Origin of the sequence: Jeotgalibacillus salarius (assembly GCF_004405125.1) — a bacterium.
Lineage (GTDB): Bacteria > Bacillota > Bacilli > Bacillales > Jeotgalibacillaceae > Jeotgalibacillus > Jeotgalibacillus salarius.
Genome location: NZ_SORX01000004.1, coordinates 253953 through 270362 on the forward strand (window position 1 = coordinate 253953; position 16410 = coordinate 270362).

11 protein-coding genes are annotated in these 16410 nt (G+C 42.6%); 3 read left to right on the forward strand and 8 right to left on the reverse strand.

Annotation, left to right across the window (positions count from 1 at the left end):
* Positions 1-46 precede the first annotated feature (46 nt).
* Complete coding sequence (locus E2626_RS08770) at positions 47-1411, forward strand: glycosyltransferase family 2 protein (RefSeq protein ID WP_134381504.1); 1365 nt, start codon at positions 47-49, stop codon at positions 1409-1411.
* 41 nt (positions 1412-1452) lie between these two features.
* Here E2626_RS08770 and E2626_RS08775 read toward each other — a convergent pair whose 3' ends face one another.
* From E2626_RS08775 to E2626_RS08785, 3 genes are all read right to left on the reverse strand, one after another.
* Positions 1453-3555, reverse strand: coding sequence for a hypothetical protein (locus tag E2626_RS08775; RefSeq protein ID WP_134381369.1), 2103 nt, complete (start codon positions 3553-3555; stop codon positions 1453-1455).
* A 97-nt stretch (positions 3556-3652) separates the two neighbouring features.
* On the reverse strand, positions 3653-5248 hold the full coding sequence (locus tag E2626_RS08780) for an ABC transporter permease (RefSeq protein ID WP_134381370.1): 1596 nt from the start codon (positions 5246-5248) through the stop codon (positions 3653-3655).
* On the reverse strand, positions 5245-6141 hold the full coding sequence (locus E2626_RS08785; protein WP_134381371.1) for an ABC transporter ATP-binding protein: 897 nt from the start codon (positions 6139-6141) through the stop codon (positions 5245-5247). Before E2626_RS08785 ends, E2626_RS08780 begins: the two co-directional genes overlap by 4 nt.
* 330 nt (positions 6142-6471) lie before the next feature.
* Between E2626_RS08785 and E2626_RS08790 the strand changes: the two genes are divergently transcribed.
* Positions 6472-7053: a TetR/AcrR family transcriptional regulator gene (locus E2626_RS08790; protein WP_134381372.1), complete on the forward strand. Its 582-nt coding sequence runs from the start codon at positions 6472-6474 to the stop codon at positions 7051-7053.
* A gap of 25 nt (positions 7054-7078) precedes the next feature.
* Here E2626_RS08790 and E2626_RS08795 read toward each other — a convergent pair whose 3' ends face one another.
* Genes E2626_RS08795 through E2626_RS08805 form a run of 3 tightly spaced genes read right to left on the reverse strand, consistent with a single transcriptional unit; the run spans position 7079 to position 10020 of the window.
* Positions 7079-7444: a PH domain-containing protein gene (locus E2626_RS08795; RefSeq protein WP_134381373.1), complete on the reverse strand. Its 366-nt coding sequence runs from the start codon at positions 7442-7444 to the stop codon at positions 7079-7081.
* Positions 7445-7481: 37 nt separating this feature from the next.
* A complete protein-coding gene (gene murJ, locus E2626_RS08800; RefSeq protein WP_134381374.1) occupies positions 7482-8999 on the reverse strand; it encodes a murein biosynthesis integral membrane protein MurJ in 1518 nt (505 codons plus the stop codon).
* 4 nt (positions 9000-9003) lie between these two features.
* On the reverse strand, positions 9004-10020 hold the full coding sequence (locus E2626_RS08805) for an ATP-grasp domain-containing protein (RefSeq protein ID WP_134381375.1): 1017 nt from the start codon (positions 10018-10020) through the stop codon (positions 9004-9006).
* Positions 10021-10351: 331 nt separating this feature from the next.
* On the opposite strand from E2626_RS08805, the gene E2626_RS08810 reads away from it, so the two are divergent.
* Positions 10352-14053, forward strand: a complete 3702-nt coding sequence (locus E2626_RS08810; protein WP_134381376.1) for a chitobiase/beta-hexosaminidase C-terminal domain-containing protein — start codon at positions 10352-10354, stop codon at positions 14051-14053.
* Between the two features lie 23 nt (positions 14054-14076).
* On the opposite strand, the gene E2626_RS08815 is transcribed toward E2626_RS08810, so the two are convergent.
* Both E2626_RS08815 and E2626_RS08820 read right to left on the reverse strand, forming a co-directional pair.
* Positions 14077-15087, reverse strand: a complete 1011-nt coding sequence (locus E2626_RS08815) for an LLM class flavin-dependent oxidoreductase (protein WP_134381377.1) — start codon at positions 15085-15087, stop codon at positions 14077-14079.
* 77 nt (positions 15088-15164) lie between these two features.
* The gene (locus tag E2626_RS08820) at positions 15165-16274 is read right to left on the reverse strand and encodes a glycerate kinase (RefSeq protein WP_166786778.1); all 1110 of its coding nucleotides are present in this window, start codon (positions 16272-16274) and stop codon (positions 15165-15167) included.
* Positions 16275-16410: the final 136 nt, after the last annotated feature.

Here is a 16410-nt window from a genome sequence, read left to right on the forward strand (position 1 = left end):
GCTGAGCTGGATCGTGAATACGGTCGCTATTATCATCATCATTTACATGGCTTCTGTCTCTCTTTTATATATTGGCATGTTCCTGGTTGCCGGCCCTCGTATTAGAAAGGAAAGGCAGCTGAATCGGGAGGCTCATATTGAAGAGATTTCTATGAACAAAGATACCTTTCCGATTTCCGTGCTGGTTCCGGCTTACAATGAAGAAGTAGGTGTTGTCAGCACTGCAAGATCTATGCTTGCACTTAATTATCCGCAGTTTGAAGTGATTGTGGTTGATGATGGCTCTTCCGATCAGACCAGTGAGCGGGTCATTGCAGAATTCAGAATGAAGGAAATTGATCTGGCAGTCCGCCGTTATTTTGATACACAGCCGGTTGAACGTGCCTATCAGTCCACGTTGTTCCCCAATCTTTTTCTCATTCAGAAGCAAAATGGGGGAAAAGCAGATGCGTTGAATGCAGGTATCAACTTTTCTAAATATCCTTATTTTGCTGCAATTGACGGAGATTCTTTATTAGACCGGGACGCGTTGTTAAAAACAATGAAACCGATTATTGATTCAAATGGAAAAGTGACTGCAACCGGAGGAACAGTAAGGATTGCGAATGGTTCAAGAATTGTCAGAAGCGAAGTGGAAAACATTGCTTTGCCTAAAACGCCAATTGTTCTTATGCAAATCATTGAATATTTCCGTGCGTTTTTAATCGGGCGCCTTGGACTCAGCAGAATGAATATGCTGCTCATTGTGTCCGGAGCGTTTGGTGTTTTTGAAAAAAGCCGTGTCATTAAAGCGGGTGGCTATAAAGTCAATACTGTCGGTGAAGACATGGAGCTCATTGTCAGAATGCATAAATCAATCAAGGATGAAAAGTCCGATCAGCGGATTGAATATATTCAGGACCCTGTATGCTGGACGGAAGCACCGTCAACTGTCGCTTCTCTCAGGTCACAGAGAAGAAGGTGGCAGAGAGGGCTGGCGGAGACGCTTTGGACACACAAATCCATGCTGTTAAATCCAAAATACAAAGGAATCGGCTTATTTGCACTGCCATACTACTTATTTGTAGAGCTGCTAAGTGCAATTTTCGAGTTGCTTGGCTATATTATTATTGTTGCAGGTCTTTTGTTTGCATTCATTTCCTGGGAAATTACTCTGGTAATGTTTATGGCTACCGTTCTTTATGGTTCACTCATTTCAAGCTTAGCTGTGCTGCTTGAGGAGTGGACGTATCATAAGTATCCTGATGTCAAAAGTCTGTTGAAGTTATTCTTATGGTCGCTGTCAGAAGCATTCTGGTATCGCCCGTTAACAGTCCTGTGGCGCTGCGAAGGGCTTATTTCAGCCATTCGTCAAAAAGGATCATGGGGTAATATGCAGCGAAAAGGAATTTCTGAGGAAGAAGCAGCTTAAAGACAAATAAAAAACCTGAAGCCGCGGCTTCAGGTTTTTTATTATTCAATTGTACCGAACAATTCCTGCAGCACATCATAAGAGGTTTTTAACCTTTCTTCATACATTGGAAGGTCCCATCTCTCCCACGTGTAAGGTTCAAAAGGTGTTTGTTCAATGATTGTTTCATTTTGGTTGTTAAATACGGCAGTTGAAATCCCGATCTCATCAATGATCATAGATGCAGAGATGCCATCTTCCTGCAGATTGCCAATGAATTCATGCTGACTCGGGTCACGTGCATTCAGCAGCATCCATGGAATTCTTATTTCAAGCATGCCATCTTCAGTATAGTAATAGTCAGCTAAAGAATCATAACTTTTATGATCAGGATCACCAATACCGTATGTCAGCGTGCCTGTTTCGTAGCTTTCAAAAGGCATTACTTCACTGGTGTCCGGTCTCGTGAATTCCCGGTTTAGTGCCAGTCTGATTGGATGAAATTCATCCATATCTTCATTCGCAGGAATCATCTCGAGTCTTTGTGCGTAATCGAAGTAGAATGAATCATAATCTCCTGCTACTTCCAATTTCCCTTCTTCACCATTTATTCTGGCTCTGAAGTCTGCTTTTCCCTGTTCAGTCTCAATTCCTTCATCAGGACGGATGCTGAAGTAAAAGTCCAGTGATTGTTCGCGCCAGAAGTCTTCTGTCATATCTGAAAATGTCAGCTGCAGATAAAGATATCGCTCATCATGCAATGCATCCAATTGCTTTATTGTCCCATCATATTCGCCAAGAGTTGTGGTTTCTTCGTCTTTTACACCATTTATCCTTCCAAGGTGTCTGTCAAAGCTGAGGAGGCCAAACTGCTGTTCATTTGTCTGCGCATTTGACCAGAAAGGGCGTCTGTCCGGATTATCGTAATCCATCGTGTTCCACGTACGTTTGAACCATTCATCCTGCCATGTGAATACGAGTCCGCCGAGCATATCAAGGTGCATTATATCTTCATACAAACTGACCAGAATTTCGCCTTGCTCTCTTTCTTCAATGAAGCCCTGGTTCCAGCCAAAAGGATTTTTATGTGTCATACCTCTTGAAGCTGGAATACCAAACTCAGAGATTAAGATTGGCAGGCCGTGACTTTCCTTCAAATCATTTAAATATCCTGCATAGTTATTTCGTTCTCCTCTATGATCGATATATTCAGTGTATCTCTCATCCAGGTTCAAAAAGTCAGGATAATAGGGATACACATGATAAGAGGCGAACATGCCTGCTTCCTGAACTTCACCTTTGACAGAGAGATGATTCGGGTCCACGGTTGCCATATCTTCTTCTTCGGAAGGCTCAGCTGGCTGGTCGATGTTGTCTGTCGTGACCCAGTTCGTAAAGCTTAGTGGGCGCATACTCTGATATTGTTCAATTTCATAATCTATGAGGAATTCAAATTGCTGTGCCAACCATATTTCCATAGGATCAGCATCCTCAGTTGAGATATAGTTCCCTGAGAATTCCTCCATATCAGGATAAAGAGTCTTCATATTGTCGACCATGACTGGATCCCACTCAATCCCGATCATCCATCCAATGACATATGGAGAGACGTCACTCGTATATGTCCCATGTGCATGTCCAGGCTCAGGTTCAATCACACCTTTTCCATGAATAGCATCCGCAATATGAGTCATTTCTTTCTGAAACATTTCTGTACTTTCACTGTTAAATGCGTCGAGTGTTTCTGTAAGCTTTTCTTCCTCAGCCCACACCCCGTGAATCAGGTAGACCGGATACTCCGCAGTTGCATTATGATTGGCAAGCGCATCATAAAAAGCAGGAGGATGAAGGGTGTATACCCTTACTGTATTGGCATTCATTTCACTGATCATCTCGAACCAGCGCGAATATTCCTCCTCAGTAATCGCAGCTTCGCCTGGAAACGTACCCGGTTTCGCCATCCCCATATTTACACCTTTCACGTTGAAAGACTTCCATTCTTCGTCCTGATAAATCTCATATTGCTGACCATTAATCCTTGCAGGGTATTGTATATCTTCATGAACAGCCTGAGGAGGTAAGGCAGCAGGCTTGTTGATTAAATAAAACATGCCTGAAATACCTATGATTAAAACAAGAGAAACGAGCAGAATTATTTTCTTCAAATGTCAATCTCCATTCTATTCAATGTTCATTTAATCATAGGATGAAAGGCATGTTTTCACAAGTGACAAGTGAGTGTATCTCGTTCTCGATGTGCTTTTAACCACTTAAATCGCGTGACTGATAAAATTTCAATCCAGCAACAATGAGGACTGCAGCAATTACAGTCAGGATAAGGAGTGATAAATAACTGATTTCCTCACCAGGGATTTGCGGCACATGTCCAAAAGGTGACAGTTTGCCTGGCCATTCAGGAAGCTGCAGGAGTCCTCCGAGATAAACGACAAGAAAAGAGTAAATTAAATATCCCCACGCAATGCCTGTAATGCCTGGTTTTAATCCTGTAAATAAAGCACCAAGTCCAATCATGACCCAGATTGCAGGAAGGTAAACAACCCCTGACAAGGCGACTGTACTGAATGACATCGGGTCATCCATTACAGGCACGGAAGCTCCCCACAGACTCACAGTGGCAATCACCATCATGAATGAGCCAAAAATCGCCGCGACAGCGATGTAACTCATAAAAACTTTTTGTCTGGAAACCGCACGGGCATATAAATTTTCAGTGCGGTTTTTGTTCTCTTCTGATTTTAACTTAAAGAAAAACATAAGAGCCGGTATCGCAGCCATCATAGACATAATTGCCATGAGCATTGATACAAATTGCTCTGTCAGTGTGAGTCCGCTTGCAGGATCAACCATATTGCTGAGCATATCATTACTCGCAAAAAAGGATTCTAAATCACCGAGAACGGAGCCGTAAGATGCGCCGATCGCCATCAATGCGAACCCCCATACAATGATACTTGTACGTAAAAGTCTGAAGGCGAGCCCAAGTGGACTGAGCAGACTTTGGGGAGCGTAGCGTCTCCCAGGCTTAGTCGGCAGCATTCCGGTTCCTAAATCTCTTTTAAAAAGCAGACTGAAAGCAGCTGCGGTTAAAATGATGCTGCCAAAAATAAGCAATAACAACGGAGTGACAAAATTGTTTACATATACTTCAGTTTTTAATGTCCAGCCAAGGGGTGAAAACCATGACAAGCTTTCATTACTAACATCTCCAACCGCTCTTACGATGTAAGAAAGGCCGAGGATCAAAAATGCAAACCCTGTTGTTCCGCGGCTGCTTTCTGCCAATTGGGCGAATAAAGCAGTCATGCCGGCAAAGAATAAACCGGTCCCTCCGACTGCAGCTCCGTATAAAAATGAAGCGCTTGTATCTAGTCCTAGGACACTTAATCCGGTTCCTAAAGCAATGGCTAATAAAAATTGAGAAAAACCAATCACAATTAATACTGAAGTTAATGGTGCAAGGCGGCCCACAGGAAGTGAGCCAATCATTTCTGAACGTCCATCTTCCTCGTCGCCTCTTGTATGGCGAGCTGTAAGTAAAATCGTCATGACTGCTGCAAGAATAGCTGTGAACAGCAGCATCTGATGTGCCATCATGGCACCTGTTGTATAATGATCCAACCCGTATCCCGGTCCAACCATTGCTGTCATGGCAGGGTTTTTCATTGTTTCTGCAATTGCCAGACGCTCAATTTCGGAAGGGTAGAGATCTTCAAAAGCCCAGCCTGTCAGCAGCGTCAATACTGTAATGGAAAATATCCATATGAGAATTCTGAACAAATCAGTCCGCAAATAAAACTTAACGAGTGATCCGGTTTGATGGAAAGGTTTGTGACTCATCGGCTATCACTTCCTGTCCCCTCATAATGACGCATGAACAAATCCTCAAGCGTAGGAGGGGTGCTTTCAAGTCTAATGATGCCGAGCGTGCTCACTTTTTTGATCACTTCATTAAGCGCTTCAGTATCTACCTGAAGAGAAGTTCCCTTTTCAGTTTCTTTTACTTCATGTACACCATGGATTCCTCTGATCCCATTTAAAGGCTCAATGGTTTCTACAATCAAATTAGTACGGGTCAGGTGACGCATATCATCCAGAGATCCTGATTCAATGATCTCTCCTTGTCTGATAATTGCAACTCTGTCACACAACCGTTCAACCTCAGAGAGAATATGACTGGATAGCAGGACACTTTTCCCTTCCGCTTTGGCTTTCAGCACACATTCCTGAAATACCCGCTCCATCAAGGGGTCAAGGCCAGAGGTAGGTTCGTCCAATATAAATAATTCCGCATCTGAAGCGAAAGCTGCAACAAGTGCTACCTTCTGTCGATTACCTTTAGAATAGGTCCGGCATTTTTTGGTTGGGTCAAGCTGAAACTTTTCAATCAGCTCCTGTTTGTTTTGTGGGTTATAACTGCCCCGCAATTTCAAAAATAAATCAATGACTTCTCCGCCTGTCAGGTTCGGCCACAAATTCGCATCTCCCGGCACATACGCAATTCTTTTATGAATCTCTACTGATTCTTTCCAAACATCCAATCCGAAAATTGAAGCACTACCGGAAGTAGGTTTCAAGATACCAAGCAGTATGCGGATCGTAGTAGATTTCCCTGCTCCATTCGGTCCGATAAATCCAAAAATTTCACCTTTTTTAATGGAAAGACTGACATCGTTCAAAGCCTGAAACTTGCCAAATCGTTTTGATAAATGGTCAATGTGAAGAATGGTCATGATAGACCCTCCTTAATAAGTATTGGTAAAGCTGTCTAGCTTCAGCCGGCAGGGACTAGTGCGCTTCCCTTAGCTCATTTCGATAAGTCATCATCGGTTCGCTAGGCTCACCGTGATTCCTTTATCTCAATCACTTCGGTCCACCGCATACGTCCCTGAACGCCTGCTTCTGCTTTTCTTTTTAAAAGTTTTAAACTATATCTGTTTATATATTTCATAATATACCTGTTTTTTATGAATTACAATACTTTATGAACCGAAATGTTTGTTAAATTTCATAACTTTGTTTACACTGACAGTAAGAGATTCATTTAACGGAGAGGTGACAGCATGAATGGATTCGAGCGCAGGCGCGAATTGAAAAAGCATCATATTTTACAGGCCGCCATGGAGCTTTTCAGTGAATCAGGTATTCAGAAAGTTTCTATTGCTGATATTGCGAAAAAAGCACAGGTTTCTCAGGTGACGATCTATAATTATTTTGAAAGTAAACATAATCTGATCCATGAAGTATTTATCTTTTATGTGGACCAGGCGTCTAACCAGTTTGAAGAAATCGTACACAGTGATCTTGCGTTTCCTGACAAAGTGAAAGGCATCATTTTTAATAAAAAGCAGGTGTCCACAAATATTCATCCCGAGTTTTATCAGTATTTGATGAAAGAATATACAGAAGAAGGTAATTATATTGAAAAGATTTATTCTGAAAAAGCGCTGCCTTACTTTATTCAGCTGTTTGATGAAGGGAAAAAAGAAGGATATGTAGATCAGAATCTTTCTAATGAAGCCATTATGTTTTATATTCAAATGCTGAAGGATTATATTCAGCGTGAAGATGTTTATGAACGAATTCTTCCGCTGACAGAGGATATTACGAATATCTTTTTCTATGGCGTGTTAGGAAAGAAATAAGCCCCGGCATGCGCCGGGGCTTGTCTTATAGAATCGCTTCCGCTAAAATGCGGTCAAGCTTTCTGATATCAACTTTTTTGTTCACATTTAACTTGAAGCGTCCTGAACGGGTCCACAGCTCGAGTTCTGCATTCATATCGAATGTACCACCGTTTTCAGAAGAGTACATATCAATTGATTTGAATGGGATCGTATAAATTTCGATTTTCTTTCCAGTAATACCCTGATTGTCGGCAATAAGAAGGCGCTTGTTTGTGATGACTGCTGTATCACGCACGGTTTTGTATGCTACTCTTGCCTCTTCGCCTTCAATAAGCATAGCTTCCAGGTCAGCCGGGACCGGAATTTCCTCTATAAAAGTCCAATTCATGATTGCTGTTAAATCTGCCATCGTGTTCAACCTCCTTCAAGTCTAATTCTCTACCATTTTAAGTCCTTCGCTTCTTAGTAATAAGACTCAACAAGTTGTATGCTTCTCTTACTTTAAATAATAGAATCATGCCAAAATAGACAACGCCCGCAACGATGATTGTCAATAAAATACCGGTTGTGTGACCGAGGTTATTGAAGAGATATCGGTTCATCAGGTACGCAACCGCGCCCATGATCAGAGAGGCAGTCAGGATCTTCACACTTGAGCGAACTGCCTCATAAGTAAAGAGAGATCCCGTATGTTTTCTTAGCTGTCTGTATAGAAGGAAAGTGGTGATAAATGCTGCAATACTGGTTGCAAGTGCCAATCCGTTGATTCCCATAAAATACGATAAAATAAAATTGAGTATAATGTTGATAACAACTGCAATGGCGGCATTGACAGCAGGTGTTTTTGTATCCTGCATCGCGTAAAATGCGCGGGATAAAATCTCCCGGAAACCATAACCAATTAACCCTGCTGCATAAAAGAAAAAAGCGCCTGAAGTCATACTGACAGCTTCCGCATCAAACGCGCCACGACCAAACAGCAGCACAACGATCGGTTCAGCAAAAAGAAAAGCACCAATTGTAGCTGGAATCACAAACAGTCCAACTCCGTTCAAACCACTGATGACTGACTCTTTGAACCGGACGTGATCATTGCCTGCAGCCATTTTAGAAATAGAAGGATACATGACTGTAGCGATTGAAACAACAAAAACGCCAAGTATGAAAGCGTTCAATGTGTTGGCGTAATACAGGGCAGAAACACCGCCCTCAGTGATATATGATGCCAGCGAACGGTCGACAAGCTTGTTAATTTGGGAAACGGCTGTACCGAGCATAATGGGAAGTGCAAGAATAGTCATTTGTTTCAAATGCGGATCGCGGACTTTAAAAACAGGTTGCCAGCGAAACCCTTTTTTAAAGGCAAAGTATACAATGATGACTGCCTGCAAAAATAAAGCAAACAGATTACCGGCAGCGAGCAGAACAATGTAGCCCGTTTCGTGACTGACGATAATCGAAAGAATTAATACTGCATTCATGGGAAGGCCGATCAGAGTCGGGACGATAAAAAGTTTTCTCACATTTAAAAATGCCGACAGCAGCCTGATAATTGAGGTGAAATAGATGCCTGCAATTGTGATTCTTGTAAACCACACTGCAATTTCCAGCGTTTCTCCATCAAAGCCGGCTGCGAATACTTTTACGAGCGCTTCGGTAAACACCAGTCCCAGCAGTACGAGAAATGTAGAAATAACGAGCAGCAGATTCATTACGTGATTTGTAAATCGACTTGAAGCAGCAGTGCCTTCATTTTTTTCAATCCTTGTAAACAGGGGAATGTAGCCGGTTGAGATGGCTTTTGCTAACAGCCCGAATATCACAGTGGGAATTAAGATCGCGATTAAATAGGCATCACTTATTCCTGAAACCCCATAGTAATAGGATAAAAGAATATCACGTAAAAACCCGATGACTTTTGAACCCATGGTCAGCAGCATGACAAACAAAACTGTTTTTTTCATCCCGTTATTCCTTTACAAACATCGGAAGACGATAACGCATCATTTTCACATTCCAGACGGGTGAAGCTTTTAAAGGCTCATTGTAAACGTTGTGTTGAATGAATAGGTAAGGGAAATTCACATTCGCCCCTAAACTCATTACCTGGCTCCCGCAAAATCTGGGATTAAGGTCCGTCAGTTTAAAGCCATCCTCCGTGTCCATAAATTGAAGGTTAAAGAAACCGTTTTTAATTAAGCTTTCTCCAATTTTCTTAGCAGCCTTCATCAGTTCGGGCTTATAGAGTACCTTTCCTTCGAGGACAATGCCATTTGAGACCCCTGTTCGCTCACGTGGAATCTCTACGACCGTCTTACCGCCTGCCACGTAAACATCCACACTGAATTCAGCGCCGGAAAAATAAGGCATTGCAATCCTGCGCGTTTTCTCATCCATTTCAACATAATCATCATATGAAACGACTTTGGATTCACCCTTTTTCAGTGCGCTCATAAAGCCTTCGCGGTTTGTTACGATTCTCAATCCCATGGCGCCGTAACCACGCACTTCCTTTACAACTACCCGTTCTGCATGCTGAAAGTTATTTTTCATGATAGAGGAGAATTCTTTGTTGGAGCTGAAGCCTTTATAAAAAGGAATATATTCATCCAGGTGGAGAAGGTTCATTCGTTTGTAAAGTCCTTCTTTATCAAGGAGATCCTGAAAATAATCACTCTCTGGTATAGCTACTGGTATATTCAGCTCTGATGTGAGCATATCTGCAAGGTCCAGTTCTTCGTGCAGAGAAGGGAAAATAGCGTCTACTTCTTCTTGTTCTATAATCTCTTTTAAATCTTTAATATAGTTTTCCGGAGAAGTATACCTTGAAATCTCGTAGGTTTTATCGCAAAACTGGTTACCTGTTGTAATCTTTCGTCTGTCCGCGCCAATGATTCTGACATCATCTAAACTCTGGAGAGAGTAAAGAATACCCTGCGCTGTCGGACCCCCGATACCGGTTACTAACACGGTTGAAATGTTCATATAGGGCCTCCTTCTTCGTTGTTAATAACCCTATTATCTCAGATTCAAAGTTTTAAAACTATGAAAACGATATTTTTTAATCAAAATCTAATCATATTCTCATAGACCCCCATAAGCTGGAAACCATTATCGAAACCGTATATATGAAAAGGAAAAATACTTTCATTATGAAAAGGGAGGTATTACATAAGTAAAAAGACATGGTTTTGTATGCGCTTACAAGTACTTTAATATTAATTGTTTGTAAAAATTCAAAATATTGTGGAGAAACCCAGAGTTTTCTTTTAGTATTAAATTTGCACGAATACATAAATAGGAGGTAATTCGTTTTATGCAGCTTTATAAGAAGCATTTTTCGGTTTTTGTAGCTTTAATCATGGTACTGAGTCTGTTGACACCATTTTCATCCGTGTCAAAAGCGGCAGAAAGCTTTACAGAGACGTTTGATAATTGGACTCAAACAGGATCATCTTATCTAGATGGTTCGTTTGAAGGAAATAATGGCGTAACCTGGGATTATACGGGAGGACGGGCATCAACTTCGATTGATGGAAAAGGAATGATGTTCCGTGATGCTGGGAGTGTTTTAACTTCATCTGAGATCGATGGAGGAATATCAACTCTTTCCTTAGATTTAAAATCAGACTTTACCACAAAAGGTGTCCGACAATTAGAAGTTTTTATTAACGGTGAGTTGATTGGTACAACACCGGAAGCACCACTAGAAGGAGAAAAGGTTAGTTTTTCTACAGAAGGTATTGATGTTGAGGGACCATTTACACTAGAACTTTTAAAAGTTGGTTCTGATAAACAGTTGACTGTCGACAACATCACATGGACTTCCTACGAAGATCCGACAAAAGTATCTTCTGTACAGTCAAGCGTTCCTGCAGGCCAGGTGGCTGAAGGAACAGAAGTAGCATTTTCTACTTCAACAGCTGATGCAGAGATCTTTGTTTCTCAAAATGGCGGTGAGTATGAAGCATACGCAGCTCCATTTACTTTAACTGAGGATACAACGTTTGATGTCTATGCTTCTGCAGATGGACTGGATGACAGTGATGTCAGAACGTATGAGTATTCAGTTGTGACAGAAGAAAGTATTGCAGACGTTAGAAATCAGGAAACAGGTTCAATTGTGTCAACAACTGGTACAGTAAGTGCTGTATTTAACCAGGGTGGCGCAAACAACATTTACATGCAGAATGATGGTGTTGGAATTGTTGTAAGATCAGCTGCGGATGTAGTACCTGGGGATATCATTTCTGTATATGGTGAGCTTCAGGATTACAATGGGCTGGCACAAATCGCAGCTGAAGCTGGGGATGTAATTGTAACTGGTCAGGAAGAAGCTCCTGCACCTAAGCAAATCCCTGAAACAGGTCTTAGCGAGGAACTTGAAGGTACACTTGTATCTGTTTCGAATGTGAATATCGCTTCATTTGGCAGCGGTAATTATTACGGCACAGATGAAAATGGAAATGACATTTTGATTCGTCCTGCAACGAGCATGGACATTCAGACAGGCCGTACGTATGAAGTTGTAAATGGTGTTGTTGGAGAATATAACGGAACATATCAAATTGTTCCACGTTCAGTAGATGATATTATTTTTGATACAAATCAGGTACGCCCGGTGAAAGCTAATCCGGCCGGCGGATTTGTTGAAGAAGGCGGTACAGTTGAACTTTCATCTGAAACAGAGGACGCAGCAATCTACTACACAACAGACGGCTCAGTGCCGACTGAGGACAGCACACTCTACGAGGGTGGTGTAACGATCACTGAAAACACTGACCTTAGAGCAGTTGCTGTAAAAGAAGGTATGACAACAAGTGATGTTGCTGAATTCAGTTATGTGATTCAGACAGATGATATCGAGATTCACGATATTCAGGCTGCAGAGCATTTCTCACCTTATGAAGGGTTATCTGTACCTGATGTAGAGGGTGTTGTAACGTATGTAGTGAGTGGCAGCAGCTTCTATATGCAGTCATTGACAGCGGATGAAGATCCTCGTACATCAGAAGGGATACTCGTTTATCAGCCAAGCCATGGTCTGGCAAAAGGGGATCATGTAGAAGTAAGTGGAACAGTGCTTGAATACTACGTTGAAGGCTATGCAGAAAGAGCTGAAACAGATCTTCCTGTGACACAGATTGAATCAACAAATATTAACGAAATCGCTTCAGACCTCGAACTTCCGGAACCAATTGTGATTGGTGGAGAGAATGGTCTTGAAGTACCGACTGAAGTGATTGATAACGACAGCTTTGGTGTATTCGATCCAGAAGAAGACGGCATTGATTTTTACGAAAGTATTGAAGGTATGCTTGTGGAAGTTGCAGGCGGAACAGCGAGCGGACCTCAGAAGTACGGTGAAATCGCTGTGATTCCGAATAAAGGTGATGAAGTTTATACGCAGGCTGGCGGTGCAATTGTGAAGCCTGGTGACTTTAATCCTGAGCGCGTATTTATCGATGTAGATGATGAGAACTTTGTTGTGAAAACAGGGGACGAGTTATCAACTTCAGCAATTGGCGTCATGAGTTATGGTTTTGGAAAATATAAAGTACTTGCTGGAAAAGGCCAAAAACCTGAATTTACAGATGGCGGACTAGAGTCTGAATCAACAACAATTGAATATAAAGAAGATGAGCTGACAGTTGCTTCTTATAACATTGAGAACTTTTCAGCAAACGCTTCAAATACAAGTGATGAGAAAGCACAGCGTATTGCTGATTCATTTGTAAATGATCTCGGTTCACCGGATATCATTGCACTGACAGAAGTTCAGGATACAAATGGTCCTACAGACGATGGTACAGTTTCAGGTGAGGGAAGCTATCAGCGCCTGATCAATGACATCGTCGCGCTTGGCGGTCCTGAATATGCTTATACAGAAGTAGCTCCAGAAGATAAGCAGGACGGTGGACAGCCTGGTGGAAATATTCGGAACGGTTTCCTTTACAACCCTGAGCGAGTACAGATGACTGACGGAGAAGCTGGCGGAGCAAATGATGCAATTGACGTCGTGGACGGCGAACTGACGCTGAACCCTGGACGTATTGCACCTTCAGAATTCCCGAACACTCGTAAGCCGGTAGTAGCAGAGTTCGAATTTAACGGTGAAGAAGTGATTGTAGTAGGGACACACCTGAACTCTAAAGGTGGAGACCAGCCGTTATTTGGACAGAATCAGCCACCGTTCCTTGGCAGTGAAGCTGAGCGTGTGGAACTTGCAGGAATCATCAACAGCTTTGTACAGGACGTACAGGCACAGACACCTGATGCAAATATTATGGTTGTCGGTGACATGAACGATTTTGAATTCTCTGAGCCGCTTGAAGCATTAAAAGGTGAAGAGCTGACAAATCTGATTGATACAGTGGAAAAAGAAGAGCGTTATACGTACAACTACGAAGGAAATGCACAGGTACTTGACCACATCCTTGTGAGCAATAATCTGGCAGACCGCACAGTGTTTGATATTGTTCATATCAACTCTGACTTTATGGAAGTACACGGACGTGCATCTGACCATGATCCACTTTTGGCTCAGGTAAACCTTACGGGTGAGGCAGAAGAAGAGCCACAGCCTGAAGAAAAAGTGATCAACCTTGCAGACTTCAAACAAAAGAAAGTAAATATCTTTGAAGACAATGTCCGCATTGTTGCAGAAGAAGGTACAAAAGTTGAGAAAGTCATGGTACGCGGTTCTAATGTAAGCTTTGAAGGTGAAGCATTAGCTGACATTGAAGTGACGCTTCATGCAAAAGAAGCTGGTGCTGAGTATGACTTTGAAGGCAATGAAGTTAAATCGGTGATTGTTCAGCATAAAAATGTTGAAACGATCAACGGAGCAGAAAACATCCAGAAGCTTAAACTTCGCGGAACAGCGAAACATGCAGGCGTGGCATTGTATGATGTAGATGGAAATGAAATTGAGATTGAAGATGAAAAGCCTGGTAAGGGCAAAGGCAAGGGTAAAGATAAAGGAAAAGGTAAACACAAAGGAAATAAAGCCGCATAATAACCAAAAGCCTTGAGACCGTTTTATACGGTTTCAAGGCTTTTTTGTTTGTGAATTTCCCGGGCAATAAGTTCATAAGACCTCTTCTTATCCTCATGGGAATAGATATTCGTAATCAGCAAAAAGTCGTCGGTCTGATAACGTTCACTCAGCTCTTCCAGTGAAGCTTTTACTATTTCTGGCGTTCCGACAATCATTCTTCTGCGGTTATGACGGATTTTCTCAACGTCAGCGGAAGAAAGGTCACTTTTTTTCAATTGATCAGGAGAATGAACCTGAGAATCACCTTTTTCGATACCGAGCAGCCACATGTCCTGCGTAAGCGCAAGATGTTCCGCTTCTTTCTGTGTTTCAGCACAAACCACAAATACACTTACATTTACAGTTGGACTAGAAAACTGTCCGGGTTTAAAGTGTTCTCGGTATATGCGGAGTGTTTCCTCCCACTTATCCGGATTAATAAAATGACCAAATGTCAGTCCCATCCCGCGCTCAGCCGCAAGTTTTGCACTCCGGGGAGAGAGGCCTAGCACCCAGACAGGAGGGGCACTGCCGGTTCTCGGTGTAACCTTCACCATTCTATATTCATGCTGCTTGGGGAGCTCGTTGTGCATAAATCCGTAAAGCTCATCAAGATGTCTTGGAAAAGCACCCATCATACTTTCGCGGCTATCGGTTAATGCAGCACGTGTCCGCTCGGTGCCCCCTGGGGATCTGCCCACGCCAAGGTCAACACGCCCCGGAAATAGAGCTTCCATCGTCTTAAAAGTTTCAGCAACCTTCAAAGGACTATACTGAGGCAGTAATACACCTCCTGAACCCACCTTAATTGATTCAGTGGCTGAGGCAATCCGGGTCATCAGAATTTCAGGGGCTGCGCTTAACAGTCCATTCGTATTATGATGTTCGGCCAGCCAGTAGCGTTTATATCCAAGCTGTTCAGCAAATTTTGCAAGTTCAACCGTGTCATTCAGGACATCAGAGGGTTCTGTCCCCTGAGGCATTGGAACCTGATCTAAGATACCAATTTTCATGACTGAGTCCTCCTCATCATTCAATGACTCAATTATGACATGATCCTCTTGTGATCTGCATTAGGTTTGCTCAGTTGCTATAGCTGCAGCTGAATCAGCTTGGCGATTTCTGCAGCTCTTTTAGTGGTAAGCGTTCTTGCATGCGTCAGCGCATACTCAAGCGTGCACGGACTATGAGTGATTGAAAAGCTTGCAGCAAATAGACTAATCAGCTCTTCAGCTTCATGATCCAGGCTGCCGGATATCAAGATAACAGGTTTTTGGTAGGCATCTGCAAGTTCAGCTACATAATGAGCGACTTTCCCGTACATTGTCTGTTCATCACTTTTCCCTTCCCCCGTCAGAATAAGATCAGCTTCCCGCACTGCATCTTGAAGTCCTATCTCCTCTCCAATCAGTTTTGCTCCCTGTGCGAACTGACCGCCGGCAGCAAGCAGCGCAAACCCCATTCCGCCTGCAGCGCCTGCACTAGGTGCGTCGATCAGTTCTGCAGCAGTGAGCGCTGCAAACTGAGCAATCCATTGATCATATACAGCAATATCTTCTGAACGTACGCCTTTTTGTGGACCGAAAATCGCTGTAGCGCCTTCTTCTCCGGTTAAAGGATTATTGACATCAGAAGCGATCATCAGTTTGACTTCGTGTAATCTTGGATCGAGTGTAGTAAGGTCAACACGCTGAATAAAAGGGAGCCGTCCCAGCGTAACACCACCTTCAAACTCCTCAGTATAGGTATATCTTGCACCCAGCGCTTCAAGCAGGCCTGCTCCACCATCATTCACAGCGCTTCCGCCAAGGCCGATCAGCACCTTCTTACAGCCCTGATCCAATGCATAACGAATCATCTGGCCAACCCCATATGAAGTGGATTGAATTGGGATCAGTTCCTCCGGCGTGAAATCCGTCAGCCCTACAGCGTGCGCTGATTCAATATAAGCAGTCTCTCCATCTATACAGATCTTAGCTTTTTTATCATTTCCATAAGTATTTCTTACTGACACTTCCAGAGGGGAGGTGCCCTTTTTGAATAAAAACGATTCGAGCATGCCTTCCCCGCCATCTGCCATAGGTATCAATGTGTATTCAGCTTCAGGGAACACGTGTAGAAAGCCTGTTTTCATTGCCTGTGCTGCCTCTGCAGCACTCAGGCTGCCCTTGAATGAATCAGGTGCTATAACGATCTTCAATGTCATCATCTCCTATTAAATACTGTTTGCTTCATTGTAGCAGTTGTCTGAAGTGTATTTAAAAGAAATTTCTGATTATGATCAATTTACCCTTGATAAGTTTAGAGATTTATGATTTGTTTTTGATATTCCCTTG